General features: G+C 71.7%; 14 protein-coding genes. 9 read left to right on the top strand and 5 right to left on the bottom strand.

Annotated elements, in window-relative coordinates:
* Positions 1–149 precede the first annotated feature (149 nt).
* The 4 genes from AB0947_RS31115 (at position 150) to AB0947_RS31130 (ending at position 4,299) form a co-directional block, all read left to right on the top strand.
* Positions 150–1,679 carry an aldehyde dehydrogenase (NADP(+)) gene (locus AB0947_RS31115; protein WP_366753694.1) on the top strand — a complete coding sequence of 510 codons (1,530 nt, stop codon included), beginning with the start codon at positions 150–152 and terminating at the stop codon, positions 1,677–1,679.
* 23 nt (positions 1,680–1,702) lie between these two features.
* Positions 1,703–2,317 (top strand): DUF1349 domain-containing protein, encoded by a 615-nt coding sequence (locus AB0947_RS31120; protein ID WP_366753695.1) that lies wholly within the window; start codon positions 1,703–1,705, stop codon positions 2,315–2,317.
* 105 nt (positions 2,318–2,422) lie between these two features.
* Positions 2,423–3,142: a DsbA family oxidoreductase gene (locus AB0947_RS31125; protein WP_366753696.1), complete on the top strand. Its 720-nt coding sequence runs from the start codon at positions 2,423–2,425 to the stop codon at positions 3,140–3,142.
* Between the two features lie 95 nt (positions 3,143–3,237).
* Complete coding sequence (locus AB0947_RS31130) at positions 3,238–4,299, top strand: aminotransferase class V-fold PLP-dependent enzyme (RefSeq protein WP_366753697.1); 1,062 nt, start codon at positions 3,238–3,240, stop codon at positions 4,297–4,299.
* Positions 4,300–4,358: 59 nt separating this feature from the next.
* Here AB0947_RS31130 and thpD read toward each other — a convergent pair whose 3' ends face one another.
* The 5 genes from thpD to AB0947_RS31155 all read right to left on the bottom strand — a co-directional run bounded on the left by thpD (position 4,359) and on the right by AB0947_RS31155 (position 8,945).
* On the bottom strand, positions 4,359–5,252 hold the full coding sequence (thpD, locus tag AB0947_RS31135) for an ectoine hydroxylase (RefSeq protein ID WP_366753698.1): 894 nt from the start codon (positions 5,250–5,252) through the stop codon (positions 4,359–4,361).
* A 6-nt stretch (positions 5,253–5,258) separates the two neighbouring features.
* Complete coding sequence (locus tag AB0947_RS31140) at positions 5,259–5,663, bottom strand: ectoine synthase (protein ID WP_366753699.1); 405 nt, start codon at positions 5,661–5,663, stop codon at positions 5,259–5,261.
* Positions 5,664–5,692: 29 nt separating this feature from the next.
* Positions 5,693–6,964, bottom strand: coding sequence for a diaminobutyrate--2-oxoglutarate transaminase (ectB, locus tag AB0947_RS31145; RefSeq protein WP_366753700.1), 1,272 nt, complete (start codon positions 6,962–6,964; stop codon positions 5,693–5,695).
* Positions 6,965–6,977: 13 nt separating this feature from the next.
* Positions 6,978–7,496, bottom strand: a complete 519-nt coding sequence (gene ectA, locus AB0947_RS31150) for a diaminobutyrate acetyltransferase (protein ID WP_366753701.1) — start codon at positions 7,494–7,496, stop codon at positions 6,978–6,980.
* Between the two features lie 348 nt (positions 7,497–7,844).
* A complete protein-coding gene (locus AB0947_RS31155; protein WP_366753702.1) occupies positions 7,845–8,945 on the bottom strand; it encodes an aminotransferase class V-fold PLP-dependent enzyme in 1,101 nt (366 codons plus the stop codon).
* Between the two features lie 139 nt (positions 8,946–9,084).
* Between AB0947_RS31155 and AB0947_RS31160 the strand changes: the two genes are divergently transcribed.
* The 5 genes from AB0947_RS31160 to AB0947_RS31180 all read left to right on the top strand — a co-directional run bounded on the left by AB0947_RS31160 (position 9,085) and on the right by AB0947_RS31180 (position 13,730).
* A complete protein-coding gene (locus tag AB0947_RS31160; protein ID WP_366753703.1) occupies positions 9,085–9,933 on the top strand; it encodes a transporter substrate-binding domain-containing protein in 849 nt (282 codons plus the stop codon).
* On the top strand, positions 9,930–10,763 hold the full coding sequence (locus AB0947_RS31165; protein WP_366753704.1) for an amino acid ABC transporter permease: 834 nt from the start codon (positions 9,930–9,932) through the stop codon (positions 10,761–10,763). Before AB0947_RS31160 ends, AB0947_RS31165 begins: the two co-directional genes overlap by 4 nt.
* A complete protein-coding gene (locus AB0947_RS31170) occupies positions 10,760–11,554 on the top strand; it encodes an amino acid ABC transporter ATP-binding protein (RefSeq protein ID WP_366753705.1) in 795 nt (264 codons plus the stop codon). Before AB0947_RS31165 ends, AB0947_RS31170 begins: the two co-directional genes overlap by 4 nt.
* Before the next feature lie 17 nt (positions 11,555–11,571).
* On the top strand, positions 11,572–12,663 hold the full coding sequence (locus AB0947_RS31175; RefSeq protein WP_366753706.1) for an amidohydrolase family protein: 1,092 nt from the start codon (positions 11,572–11,574) through the stop codon (positions 12,661–12,663).
* 155 nt (positions 12,664–12,818) lie between these two features.
* Positions 12,819–13,730: an SCO1860 family LAETG-anchored protein gene (locus tag AB0947_RS31180; RefSeq protein ID WP_366753707.1), complete on the top strand. Its 912-nt coding sequence runs from the start codon at positions 12,819–12,821 to the stop codon at positions 13,728–13,730.
* Positions 13,731–13,998 lie beyond the last annotated feature (268 nt).

A 13,998-nucleotide genomic window follows, 5' to 3' on the forward strand; every position in this document is an offset into this window, starting at 1 on the left:
CCTTGACCCCTTCGTTCGACAGGACCTGAGTTATATAGTCTCCGAGCAGCATATTCATCATCAGAGACAGCGTTCAGTATATCGAACGCGGCTGATGGGTGAGCCTGGATCGTCGTAGACAATGCGGCCTTTACTGGGAGGGACCCGCGGTGGCAGCAGCACCAGTCTGGAGTGTCGACCCGCGCACCGGGAAGCAGCGTGAACAGGTTGCGGTGGAGGCCACGGCCCAGGAGGTGGACGCGGCCGTCCGTGCGGCCCACGCCGCGCGCGACGCCCTCACCGACCGCGCGGTCCGCGCCGCGTTCCTGCGCTCGGCCGCCGCGGGCCTCGACGCGGCGAAGGACGGCCTCGTCGAGACCGCCGACGCCGAGACCGCGCTCGGCCCCGCCCGGCTGACCGGCGAACTCGCCCGCACCTGCTACCAGCTGCGGGCCTTCGCCGGCATCGTCGACGAGGGCGCCTTCCTCGACGTCATCATCAACCACCCCGACGACACCGCCACCCCGCCCGTCCCGGACCTGCGCCGCTACAAGGTGCCGCTCGGCGTCGTCGCCGTCTACTCCGCCTCCAACTTCCCCTTCGCCTTCTCCGTCGCCGGCGGCGACACCGCGAGCGCGCTGGCCGCCGGCTGCCCGGTCGTCGTCAAGGCCCACCCCGACCACCCGGCCCTGTCCGAGCTGGTCGCCAAGGTGCTGCGCCGGGCCGCCGCCGAACACGGCATCCCCGAGGGCGTCGTCGGACTCGTGCACGGCTTCGAGGCGGGCGTCGAGCTGATCAAGCACCCGCTGGTCGCCGCGGCCGGCTTCACCGGTTCGGTCCGGGGCGGACGGGCGCTGTTCGACGCCGCCGCCGCGCGTCCGGTGCCGATCCCGTTCCACGGCGAACTCGGCTCGCTGAACCCGGTCCTGGTCACCGAGGCCGCCGCGGCCGAGCGGGCCGAGGAGATCGGCGGCGGGCTCGCCGGGTCGATGACCCTCGGCGTGGGCCAGTTCTGCGTCAAGCCCGGCCTGGTGCTGGTGCCGTCCGGCGCGGCCGGCGACCGGCTGGTGAAGTCCCTGACCGACGCCGTCAGCGACACCGACGCCGGGGTGCTGCTCGACCACCGCATGCGGGACAACTTCGTCGCCGGGGTCGCCGAGCGCGCCGGGCTGCCGGACGTGGAGTCGCCGGTCACCCCGGGCGCGGGCGGCGAACACGCGGTCAGCGCCGGGTTCCTCACGGTGCCGGCACAGAAGCTGGCCACGCAGGGCGCGTACGACCTGCTGCTGGAGGAGTGCTTCGGGCCGGTCACCGTGGTGGCCCGCTACGCGGACGAGGCCGAGGCCACGGCGGTGCTGTCGCGGCTGCCGGGCAACCTGACGGCGACCGTCCAGGTGTCCTCGGACGAGGCCGCCGGGCGGGGACGGGGCCCGGAGCTGCTCGCCGAGCTGACGCCGCTCGCCGGGCGTGTGCTGGTCAACGGCTGGCCGACGGGGGTCGCGGTGGCGCCCGCGCAGCATCACGGGGGGCCTTACCCGGCCACCACGTCCACGTCGACGTCCGTGGGCGGCACCGCCATCGAGCGGTGGCTGCGGCCGGTCGTCTACCAGAACGCGCCCGAGGCACTGCTGCCGGACGAGCTGAAGGACGACAACCCCCTGGGGCTTCCGCGGCGGTTCAACGGGGTGCTGGAGCGGTAACGCCGAATGAGGACGAGGAGAGGTTGACGGACGTGGACATTCCCGAGGTGCCCTTCCCCCTGGAAGCGCACGGCCCGGACGGTGACTGGTCCTACCGGGACGGTGTGCTGACCGGGCGGGCCGGGCCGCGTCAGGACCGGTTCGTGCCGCCCGACGGCGACGCGCTGGAACCCGCCTCCGACGCGCCCCGGCTGCTCGGCGCGCCGCCGGAAGGGGACTTCCGGCTGATCGCCCGGGTCCGTGTGGGGTTCCGGGACGCGTTCGACGCCGGGGTGCTCTACGTCCACGCGGGCGAGCGGGCCTGGGCCAAGCTCTGTCTGGAGTACTCCCCGGACGTGCCCACCGTGTGCACGGTGGTCACCCGGGGGCGCTCCGACGACGCCAACTCCTTCACGGTGGACGGGGACTCGGTGTGGCTGCGGGTCAGCCGGACGGGGCGGGCCTTCGCCTTCCACGCCTCCCGGGACGGCGTGCGCTGGACCTTCGTCCGGTTCTTCACCCTGGGGGAGGAGAAGGAGGCGGATGCCGCGCTCGTCGGGTTCATGGCGCAGTCGCCGGTGGGGGAGGGGTGTGCGGTGACCTACGACCACATCGCGTTCCGGCCCGGCGGGCCGGGCGACCTGCGGGACGGCGGCTGAGGTTCGCGGAAGGCGGCGGAACGGGAATGAAACCGGCTGCTTGAACGTTCACGCACCGGTCGGGGAGAGCCCCCGCGCCCGTACGACCTGGAGAGAGCCGAAGACATGCGCGTCGAGATCTGGAGCGACATCGCCTGCCCCTGGTGCTACGTGGGCAAGGCCCGCTTCGAGAAGGCGCTGGCTGCCTTCCCGCACCGCGACGAGGTCGAGGTGGTGCACCGCTCCTTCGAACTGGACCCGGGCCGCGCCAAGGGCGACGTCCAGCCGGTGATCACCATGCTGACCGGGAAGTACGGCATGAGCGAGGCGCAGGCCCAGGCCGGCGAGGACAACCTGGCCGCCCAGGCCGCCGCCGAGGGCCTGGACTACCGCACCCGGGACCGCGACCACGGCAACACCTTCGACATGCACCGCCTGCTGCACTTCGCCAAGGAGCGGGGCCGGCAGGACGAGCTGATCCAGATCCTGTACCGGGCGAACTTCGCCGAGGAGCGGTCCGTCTTCACCGAGGGCGACGAACGCCTGGTGGAGCTGGCCGTCGAGGCGGGACTGGACGCCGACGCCGCCCGCGCGGTGCTCGCCGACCCCGCCCGCTACGCCGACGAAGTCCGCGCCGACGAGCGCGAGGCCGCCCAGCTCGGCGCGACCGGTGTGCCGTTCTTCGTCCTCGACCGGACGTACGGGGTCTCCGGCGCCCAGCCCGCCGACGTCTTCACCCAGGCGCTCACCCAGGCCTGGGGCGAGCGCTCGCCGCTGAGGCTCGTCGAGCAGGGTGACGCCCAGGCGTGCGGGCCGGACGGGTGCGCGGTGCCGCAGCAGGGCTGAAAGCGCAGGTCGGTGCGGTCGTATAAGCGCCACTAAGAGGAACCACGTACAAGTTCGCGATGGACGCGTAGTTCCCCGGGCCGCAGAGTGGACCCATGGAGACCACGGAGACGTTCGACAGCCTCGTCCGCGCCGAGTTCACCCCGAAGAGCATCTACCTCAACACCGCGAGCAACGGCCTGCTGCCGGCCCGCACCGTCGCCGCCCTCCAGGAGGCGGCGCTGCTGCGGGCCGAGGGCCGGCCGCTGACCCCGTTGTACGAGGACGTGGAGTCGAGCCGGGCCGCGTTCGCCCGGCTCGCCGGCGTCCCGGCCACCCGGGTCGCGGCGGGCGCCTCGGTCGCCGCGCACACCGGTGTGATCGCCGCCTCGCTCCCGGCGGGCGCCGAAGTCCTCACCGCCGAGGACGACTTCACCTCCGTGCTCAACGCCTTCCACGTCCGCGGCGACCTCAAGGTCCGCACGGTCCCGCTGGAGCGGATCGCCGAGTCCGTCCGGCCGGGCACCGCGCTCGTCGCGGTCAGCGCCGCCCAGTCCGCCGACGGCCGGATCGCCGACCTGCCCGCCCTGCGCGAGGCCGCCCGCGCCCACGGCGCCCGCACCTACGTCGACTTCTCCCAGGCCGCCGGCTGGCTCCCGGTGGAGGCGGACGCCTACGACTTCACCGCGAGCGTCTCCTTCAAGTGGCTGCTGGGCCCGCACGGCGCCGCCTTCCTCACCGTCCCCGAGGACTTCGGCGGGCTGACCCCGCTGCTCGCCGGCTGGGTCGCGGCCGAGCGGCCGTGGGACAGCTGTTACGGCCCGGTGGCCGAGCTCGCCCGCTCCGCCCGGCGGTTCGACCTCACCCACGCCCTGTTCACCTTCGCGGGACTGCGGCGCTCGCTGGAGCTGATCGAGGAACTCGGGGTGGACGCCGTGCACGCCCATGACACCGCCCTCGCCGACCGGTTCCGCGCCGGTCTCGCCGGCCTCGGCCACGAGCCGGTGCCCGCCCCGGGCTCGGCGATCGTCTCGGTCCCCGGACTGGGTTCCCGGCAGCCCGGGCTGAGCGAGGCGGGCATCGAGGTCTCCGACCGCGCGGGCAATCTGCGCGCGGCCTTCCACCTCTACAACACGGCCGCCGACGTGGACCGGCTGCTGGAGGCGCTGTCCGGCTGACCCGACCGGGCCGGGGCCTCCTGTCCCGCACGAGGAGGCCCCGGCCCGGTGGCCGGGGGTCACCGCACCGGGGTGAAGTCCCGCGCCCCGATGAACTCCGGCCGCCGCACGGGCGCCGCGAACGGCTCCACCGCCGTGTTCTCCACGCTGTTGAACACGATGAAGACGTTGCTGCGCGGGAACGGCGTGATGTTGTCGCCGGAGCCGTGCATGGCGTTGCAGTCGAACCAGGTCGCCGAGCCGGCCCTGCCGGTGAACAGCCGGATGCCGTACTCGCCCGCCAGCGCGGTCAGCGCCTCGTCCGACGGCGTGCCCGCGTCCTGCATCTGCAGGGACTTCTTGTAGTTGTCCTTCGGCGTGGCACCGGCGCAGCCCAGGAACGTCCGGTGCGAACCCGGCATGATCATCAGGCCGCCGTTGGTGTCGTGGTTCTCGGTCAGCGCGATGGAGACGGACACCGTGCGCATGTTCGGCAGGCCGTCCTCGGCGTGCCAGGTCTCGAAGTCCGAGTGCCAGTAGAAGCCGCTCGCGCCGAAGCCCGGCTTGACGTTGATCCGGGACTGGTGGACGTACACGTCCGAACCGAGGATCTGCCGGGCGCGGCCGACCACGCGCGGATCGCGCACCAGGTTCGCGAACACCTCGCTGATCCGGTGCACCTCGAAGACCGAGCGGATCTCCTTGGACTTCGGCTCCACGATCGCGCGCTCGTCGGCACGGATCGCCGGGTCGGCGACCAGCCGGTCCAGCTCACGCTTGTAGACCTCGACCTCGTCCGGGCCGATGAGCTGGTCGACGGCGAGGAAGCCGTCCCGCTCGTACGCCTGGAGGTCGGCCGTCGCGATCGGGCCCGGGGTGTCGGGGGCGCCCCAGACGACGGGGTCCTGGCGGGGAACGGTCACCTCGGTGGTGCCGCGGGTCGGGTAGAGGTCCCTCACGGTGGCGGTGGTCATGGGTTCTCACACCTCCTCGGGCTCGGTGAGCAGGGGGTAGACGCCGTTCTCGTCGTGGTCCTCCCGGCCGGTGACCGGCGGGTTGAACACGCAGATGCAGTGGAAGTCCTCCTTGACGCGCAGCGTGTGCCGCTCGTGCCCGTCGAGGAGGTACATGGTGCCGGGGGTGATGGTGTACGTCTTCCCGGTCTCCTGGTCGGTGAGTTCCGCCTCGCCCCTGGTGCAGACGACGGCCTCGACGTGGTTGGCGTACCACATCGACGTCTCGGTCCCGGCGTACAGGATGGTCTCGTGCAGGGAGAAGCCGACGCGCTCCTTGGCGAGGACGATCCGCTTGCTCTCCCAGGTGCCGGACTTCGCCCTGACGTGCCGGTCGGTGCCTTCGACGTCCTTGAACGATCGGACGATCATGGGTTGCGCTTCCTCCTTGCTGGGTGGGGTCAGGCGGTCTCGCGGACGGCGCGGGCGAGGACGCTGAGTCCCTCGTCCAGTTCGTCGCGGGTGATGGTCAGGGCCGGCAGCAGCTTGACGACCTCGCCCTGGGGGCCGGACGTCTCGATCAGCAGCCCGAGTTCGAAGGCGCGGCGGGCGACCCGGGAGGCCCGGGAGGTGTCGTGGAACTCCAGGCCCCACACGAGCCCGCGGCCGCGGTACTCCCTGACGTCGGCCAGGTTCTCCTCGGTGATGGAGATCAGGGCCCGCTCGACCTGCTCGCCCCGGGCGCGGGTCTGCTTCTCCATGGCCGAGCCGTCGGTCCAGTACGTCTCCAGGGCGGCGGTGGCGGTCACGAAGGCGGGGTTGTTGCCGCGGAAGGTGCCGTTGTGCTCGCCCGGCTCCCACACGTCCAGCTCGGGCTTGAACAGGCACAGCGACATCGGCAGCCCGTAGCCGCTGATCGACTTCGACACGGTGACGATGTCCGGGGTGATGCCGGCCTCCTCGAAGGAGAAGAATGCGCCGGTACGGCCGCAGCCCATCTGGATGTCGTCGACGATCAGCAGCATGTCCTGCCGCTCGCACAGCTCCTTCAGCGCGCGCAGCCACTCGGGCCGGGCCACGTTGATGCCGCCCTCGCCCTGCACGGTCTCCACGATCACGGCGGCGGGCTTGTTCAGCCCGGAGCCCTGGTCCTCCAGCAGCCGCTCGAACCACAGGAAGTCCGGGACCGTGCCGTCGAAGTAGTTGTCGAACGGCATCGGCGTGCCGTGCACCAGCGGGATGCCCGCTCCGGCCCGCTTGAAGGCGTTGCCGGTCACGGCGAGGGAGCCGAGCGACATGCCGTGGAAGGCGTTGGTGAACGACACGATCGCCTCGCGGCCCTTCACCTTCCGCGCCAGCTTCAGCGCCGACTCGACGGCGTTGGTGCCGGTCGGCCCCGGGAACATGACCTTGTACGGCAGGTCGCGCGGGCGCAGGACCAGGTTCTGGAAGGCCTGGAGGAAGGTGCGTTTGGCCGTGGTCGACATGTCCAGGCCGTGGGTGACGCCGTCCCGTTCCAGGTAGTCGATCAACGCCCGTTTGAGCACGGGGTTGTTGTGGCCGTAGTTGAGTGAGCCGGCACCGGCGAAGAAGTCGAGGTACGCATGACCGTCCTCGTCGTACATCCGGCTGCCCTGCGCGCGGTCGAAGACGGTGGGCCAGCCGCGGCAGTAGCTGCGCACCTCGGACTCCAGGGTCTCGAAGACGCTGAGGTCGGGCTGGGTGATGGTCACGGTGATTCGCTCCTCAGTGGGCGGTGGAGTCGGTCAACGGGCCGATGTGGTAAAGGACTTCGGGGTCGTGCGGGCCGTCCGTGAACAGCTCGGCCGGGAACAGCACCTCACGGGTCACCTGTGCGCCGTGCCGCTCGGCGAAGGAGGTGAACAGCCGCTCGGAGGCGGTGTTGCCGGGCGTGATGGTGGTCTCCATCCCGGTGATCCCCCGCTCGGCGACGAGCCGGGCGGTCAGCCCGTCCAGCAGCTTGGCGGCGATGCCGTGGCCCCGGTGGGCGGGGTCGACGGCCACCTGCCAGACGAGCAGCGTGCGGGGGCGGTCCGGCCGCAGGTATCCGGTGACGAAGCCGACCGGCTCCCCGCCCGCGCCGCGCGCCACCGCCGAGGTGCCGGCGAAGTCCCGGCACCACAGCAGATAGCTGTAGGAGGAGTTGACGTCGAGGGTTTTCGATTCCTTGGCGAGACGCCAGAGCGCGGCTCCGTCGGTCGTCGCCGGTTGTTCGATGAGCAGGTCTGCGGGTGCGGCAGTCATGCGGCACGAATTTAGCGAGGCGAATTCGAAAATGCACGGGAGCGAACGCGAGGGGTTCTCGCTCGATCAGTGAAATGTCCGTGATGTCCCGCATCAAATCTGTACAAATCGCACTCGTTGTGGAGTGTGTCACAGGTTGCAAAGTGCGGGAAACGCGTCGGCAAACTCTGTTGTTTAGCCCTGCAAAAAGCGGGCAGAAGAAGACGGGAAGCTATCGCCCGGAGAATTGGCGGAGTTTGTGAAAGTAATTGGAATTCAAGATGTGAAAACGGCCCGCGCGGTGTGCGCGAGCCGTTTTCGTCGCGTACCGGGTTCCGTCACCCTCCCGGGATGACCGCGGACCGCCGGTCAGCGCCAGGCGTGCTCCACTGCCGCGCGGGCGGCGGCCGGGTCCACCGGCACGCCCTGCTCGGCGAGCGCCGCGCCCAGTGCCGCCAGGCAGTCCCGGACCGCGCCCTGCGTCGCGTCGGGGCCGTAGTGGTTGACGCGGATCATCTCCCGGGCCAGGGCGCCGCCGCCCGCCGCGAGCGGCAGGGCGGGGTCCGTCGCCAGGGCGCGGGCCACCAGGTCGGAGGCCACCACGCCGGACGGCACCCGCAGGGTCGTGGCGACCGGCGCCGCGTCCCTCTCCTCGTACACGTACGGCTCCAGGCCCCCGCCCAGTGCGACCGCGCCGGCCCGCGAGGCCAGCGCCGCGCGCCGGTGCCGGGCCATCACCGACTCCAGGCCCGCCGACTCGATCCGCTCCAGGCACGCCTCCAGCGCCAGCATCTCCAGCTGCGCCGGAGCGTGCGGCAGCGCCTTGCGGCCGGCGTCGATCCAGCGCTCCTTCCAGTCCAGCAGGGACAGGTAGGAGCGGCGCGGGGCGTGCGGGTTGGCGGCCATCCGGGCCCACGCCCGCTCGCTCACCGAGATCGCCGACACACCCGCCGGGCCGCCCATCGCCTTCTGCGCCCCGATCACGCACAGGTCCACGCCCCACGCGTCCGGCAGCACGGGCTCGGCGCCCACGGAGGCCACCGCGTCCAGGTAGAACAGGGCGCCCCGCTCCCGCACCACCTCGCCGATCTCCGCGACCGGGTTGGTGTTGCCGGTCGCCGCCTCGGCGTGCACCAGCGACACGAAGTCGATCTCCGGGTGCTCGGCGAACGCCTCGCGGACCTGCGCGGCGGTCACCGCCGTGTGGAAGGGGACCGAGAGGTCGTGCACCGTGGCGCCGGCGTCGCGCAGCCAGTTGCCGAAGGTCTGCCCGTAGGGGCCCGTGATCACGTTCAGGGCCACCGTGCCCGGACCGGCGGCCGCGCGGATCGCGCCCTCCAGCGGCAGCAGCGCCTCGCCCTGGGTGATCAGGACGTCCTGGCGGGTGTCCAGCAGCCGGGCCACCCCGTCCTCGATGGCGGCGAAACGCTCGGCAGTCAGCGGGGGCAGGTCGAGGAAGGGGTGGGTCACGGCGGTGCTCTCTTCGTCTCTCGGGGGCCGACTCCCCCGATCTTAGGTCGGGGGCCCACCTGGCCATGGGTTTGATTTGAGAGACTCAAACCCGTCCTTATAATCGGAACCCTTAGTTCCCCGACAGGAGACCTCCCCCATGAAAACGCTCGTCGGGCGCCGGACCCGCCTCCTGGCCGCCACCACCGCGACCGCCGCACTCGTGCTCGTCGCGGCCGGCTGCTCCTCCAGCGACTCGGGGAGCGGCAAGACCACGGTCAAGGGCGTCCACCTGGTCAAGGCCGGTCAGCTGACCACCTGCACCCACCTGCCGTACCCGCCGTTCCAGTCGGAGGTGAACGGCAAGGTGCAGGGCTTCGACGTCTCCCTCATCGACCTCGTCGCCAAGGACCTCGGCGTCAAGCAGCAGATCCTCGACACGCCCTTCGAGAACTTCAAGACGGGCGCCTTCCTGAACTCGGGCGAGTGCGACCTGGCCGCCGCCGGCATGACCATCACCGCCGAGCGCAAGAAGAACGTCGACTTCTCCGACCCGTACTTCGAGGCCACCCAGGCCGTCCTCGTCGACAAGAACAGCGGGATCGGCTCGCTCGCCGACGTCAAGGCCAAGGGCAAGAAGCTCGGCGCCCAGGCGCAGACCACCGGCGAGGACTACGTCAAGGGCAAGGGCTACGACCCGATCTCCTTCGAGTCCTCCGACGCCGTCCTCAACGGCCTGCGCACCGGCCAGGTCCAGGCCGTCGTCATCGACTACCCGGTCGTCCAGGGCTGGCTGAAGGACAAGGCCAACGCGGACAAGTTCAAGGTCGTCGACAACCTCAAGACCGGTGAGCAGTACGGCTTCACCGTCAAGAAGGGCAACAAGGCGCTGCTCGACGCCGTGAACAAGGCGATCAGGACCGCCAAGGCCGACGGCACCTACAAGAAGATCTACGAGCAGTGGATCGGCCCGTACGAGGCCTCCGTCGCCTCTCCCGCCGCCTCATGACCGACACGGACACAGCCCTCCAGCCGAAGAAGAGGGGACTGACCCGGCGTCAGAAGCGCGCTCTGTCACGCGGTGTCCAGTACGCCGTCTTCGCCGCCGCCGTGATCGCCTTCGCGGCCACGGCCGACTGGGGCCGGCTGCAGAACCAGTTCGCCCAGGCGGACATCGCGAAGCAGATGTTCCCGGACGTCATCACGCTGGCGCTGAAGAACACCGTGCTCTACACGCTGTCCGGCTTCGTCGTCGGACTCGTCCTCGGCATGCTCCTCGCGCTGATGCGGCTGTCCTCCGTGGGCCCCTACCGCTGGCTGGCGAGCGTCTACATCGAGATCTTCCGCGGGCTGCCCGCCCTGCTGATCTTCATCTTCGTCGGCGTCGCCGTGCCCCTCGCCTTCCCCGGCACGGAGATCCCGGGCGGTACCTACGGCAAGGTCGCCCTGGCGCTCGGCCTGGTCTCCGCCGCGTACATGGCGGAGACCATCCGGGCCGGCATCCAGGCCGTGCCCAAGGGACAGATGGAGGCGGCCCGGTCGCTCGGCTTCTCGCCCGCCAAGGCCATGGTCTCCATCATCGTCCCGCAGGCCTTCCGGATCATCCTGCCGCCGCTCACCAACGAACTCGTCCTGCTCTTCAAGGACTCCTCGCTGGTGCTGTTCCTCGGTGTCACCCTGGAGGAGCGGGAACTGTCCAAGTTCGGCCGCGACCTCGCCAGTACGACCGCCAACTCCACGCCGATCCTGGTCGCGGGCCTGTGCTACCTGCTGGTCACCATCCCGCTCAGCTTCGTCGTGCGCCGTATGGAATCCAAGGCCCAGGAGGCGATCCGGTGAGCCGCCCGGAGATCGAGGTCCGCGGACTGCACAAGTCCTTCGGCGACAACGAGGTGCTGCGCGGCATCGACCTGGAGATCGGCCAGGGCGAGGTCGTCTGCGTCATCGGCCCCTCCGGCTCCGGCAAGTCCACGCTGCTGCGCTGCGTGAACCTGCTGGAGGAGCCCACCAGGGGCCAGGTCTTCGTCGGCGGCACCGAGGTGACCGACCCCGACGTCGACATCGACGCCGTACGCCGCCGCATCGGCATGGTCTTCCAGCAGTTCAACCTCTTCCCGCACCTGAACGTCACCGGGAACCTCACGCTGCCGCAGCGCCGCGTCCTCGGGCGGGACAAGGAGACGGCCGCGCGCGTCGCCGCCGAGAACCTCGCCCGCGTCGGCCTCTCCGAGAAGGCGGACGCCTACCCGTCCTCCCTCTCCGGCGGCCAGCAGCAGCGCGTCGCCATCGCCCGCGCGCTCGCCATGGGCCCCGAGGTGATGCTCTTCGACGAGCCGACCTCCGCGCTCGACCCGGAGCTGGTCGGCGACGTCCTCGCCGTCATGCGCCGGCTCGCGCGGGAGGGCATGACGATGATGGTCGTCACGCACGAGATGACCTTCGCCCGCGAGGTCGCCGACCGGGTCGTCTTCATGGACGGCGGGGTGATCGTCGAGGACGGCAGCCCGGAGCGGGTGATCGGCGACCCGCGGCACGAGCGGACCCGGCACTTCCTCTCCCGGCTGCTCGACCCGGCGATGGCCGAGGTCGAGGAGGAGACCTCCGGCCAGGTGGGGACGTCCGAGCCGTAGGTCGTTAGGGTGCGGGCATGAGCGATGGTGCGGTGCTGCACGTGAAGGGCCGGGTCCTGGCCGGGCCGGACGACGTCCGTGACGAGCTGTGGGTGGTCGGGGGCCGCGTCTGCTACGAACGCCCCGCCGGGGCCCGCGACATCATCACCGTCGAGGGCTGGGCGCTGCCCGGCCTGGTCGACGCGCACTGCCACGTGGGCTTGGGCGCCGAGGGCCCGGTCGACGCGGACACCGCGGAGAAGCAGGCGCTCACCGACCGGGAGACGGGCACCCTGCTGGTCCGCGACGCGGGCTCGCCCTCCGACACCCGCTGGATCGACGACCGCGACGACCTCCCGAAGATCATCAGGGCGGGCCGGCACATCGCCCGCACCCGCCGCTACATCCGCAACTTCGCCTGGGAGATCGAGCCGGACGACCTCGTCGCCTACGTCGGCCGGGAGGCCCGGCGCGGCGACGGCTGGGTCAAGCTGGTCGGCGACTGGATCGACCGCGACCTCGGCGACCTGGCCCCCTGCTGGCCGCGCGGGGCGGTGGAGGCGGCCATCGCCGAGGCCCACCGGCTCGGCGCCCGGGTCACCGCCCACTGCTTCGCCGAGAACTCGCTGCGCGACCTGGTCGAGGCGGGCATCGACTGCATCGAGCACGCCACCGGCCTCACCGAGGACCTGATCCCGCTGTTCGCCGAGCGGGGCGTCGCGATCGTCCCGACCCTCGTCAACATCGCCACCTTCCCCCGGCTCGCGGACGGCGGCGAGAAGAAGTTCCCGCGCTGGTCCGCCCATATCCGCCGGCTGCACGAGCGGCGCTACGACACCGTGCGCGCCGCCTACGACGCCGGCATCCCGGTCTTCGTCGGCACGGACGCCGGCGGCACGCTGCCGCACGGGCTGGTCGCGGAGGAGGTCGCCGAACTGGTCGCCGCCGGCATCCCGCCGGTCGACGCGCTCGCCGCCACCAGCTGGGCCGCCCGCGCCTGGCTCGGCCGCCCCGGGCTGGAGGAGGGCGCCCCGGCCGACCTCGTGGTGTACGAGGCCGATCCCCGGGCGGACGTGCGGGTGATGGCGGCGCCCCGGCGGGTGGTGCTGAACGGACGGGTGGTCGAGTAGACGTTCCCGTGATGCCGTCGATTTCGCCCCGGAATCGAATCGGCTTGCGGAAAATCCACGTTTGAGTGAAGTAACCCCGGATCGCTGACCGTTCACCCACACCGGGGACAAGGTTGACGGGTCCCAAGCAGGTTCCGTCTGGGGGTCCCACCGCCGTGAACAGCAACAACTTCCGCATGTCCGCACGCCGTCTCACCGTCCTCGCGACGGCCACGGCCCTCGCCTCGGCGCCCGTGGTCCTGGGGGGCGCGGGCGCCGCGCACGCGACCGGTGCCCACGGTCGCGCCTCCGCCGTCGTCCTGCGCACCGGGCTCGGCGTGTCCCTGCTCGACAAGACCGTGCACGTCCCGCTCGCGGTCTCCCTCAACGAGGTCCAGGCACCGGCGAGCGCCGACCGGACCGCGCTGTCCGCCCGCCTCGGCGGCGTGAACGGCGGCAGGCCGTTCACCGTCCTCGGCGCGGACGTCGCCCAGGCCAGGGCCACGGTGACCGCGCGGCGCGCCGAGGGCTCGGTCCGGGTCGCCCACGCCGAGCTGCACGTCCCCGGCCTGCCCCTGCTGTCCCTGATCAAGGCCGACACGATCACCGCCAGGGCGACCTGTGCGGCCGGCGAGGCACCGGTCGCCTCCGCGAACGTCCTCGGCGCCGTCACCGTCCTCGGCAAGCGCGTCACCCTCACCGCCGGCGGACCGACCCAGGTGAAGGTGCCCGGCGTCGGCGAGGTCCGCCTCGACCTGTCCCGGCGGAGCACCACGACCCGTACGGCCGCCGCGACCGCCCTCGAACTCAAGGTGTCCGTCAACCCCTTGAAGCTGAACGTGGCCGACGTCGAGGGCACGGTCACCCTGGCCAAGGCCACCTGCGAGTCCCCGGTGACCCCGCCCGCCAAGACCCCGGTACCGAGCCACGACCCGGCCGCCGGCCCCCGCCCGCAGGGCGCCCCCGCCACAGCGGACCTCGCGGAGACCGGCGGCAGCTCGGCGACCCCGTACATCGCGGGCGGCGCACTCGCCCTGCTGCTCGCGGGCGGGGGAGCGGTCGCCGTGGCCCGACGCCGGAAGGGCTGACAGGCGGCGGCTGGGGGAAGCGGTCACCTGGCGGTGGCCGGGGGGTCACGCCGGCGGCGCGTGACCGGTCCCGTCTCGTCCGTGCCGGTCGGTGGCCGGGGGGTCACGCCGGTGGCGTGACCGGTTCCGTCTCGTCCGTGCCCGTCGGTGGCCGGGGGGCACACCGGCGGTGCGCGTGACCGGTCCCGTCTCCGAGCCCGGCGAACGTGTCAGCCCGGCGGCGCGCGTGACCGGTCCCGTCTCGTCCGCGCCCGTCGGTGGCCCCCCT

This window comes from Streptomyces sp. NPDC047841 (genome assembly GCF_040704085.1).
GTDB classification, from domain to species: Bacteria; Actinomycetota; Actinomycetes; order Streptomycetales; family Streptomycetaceae; genus Streptomyces; species Streptomyces argyrophylli.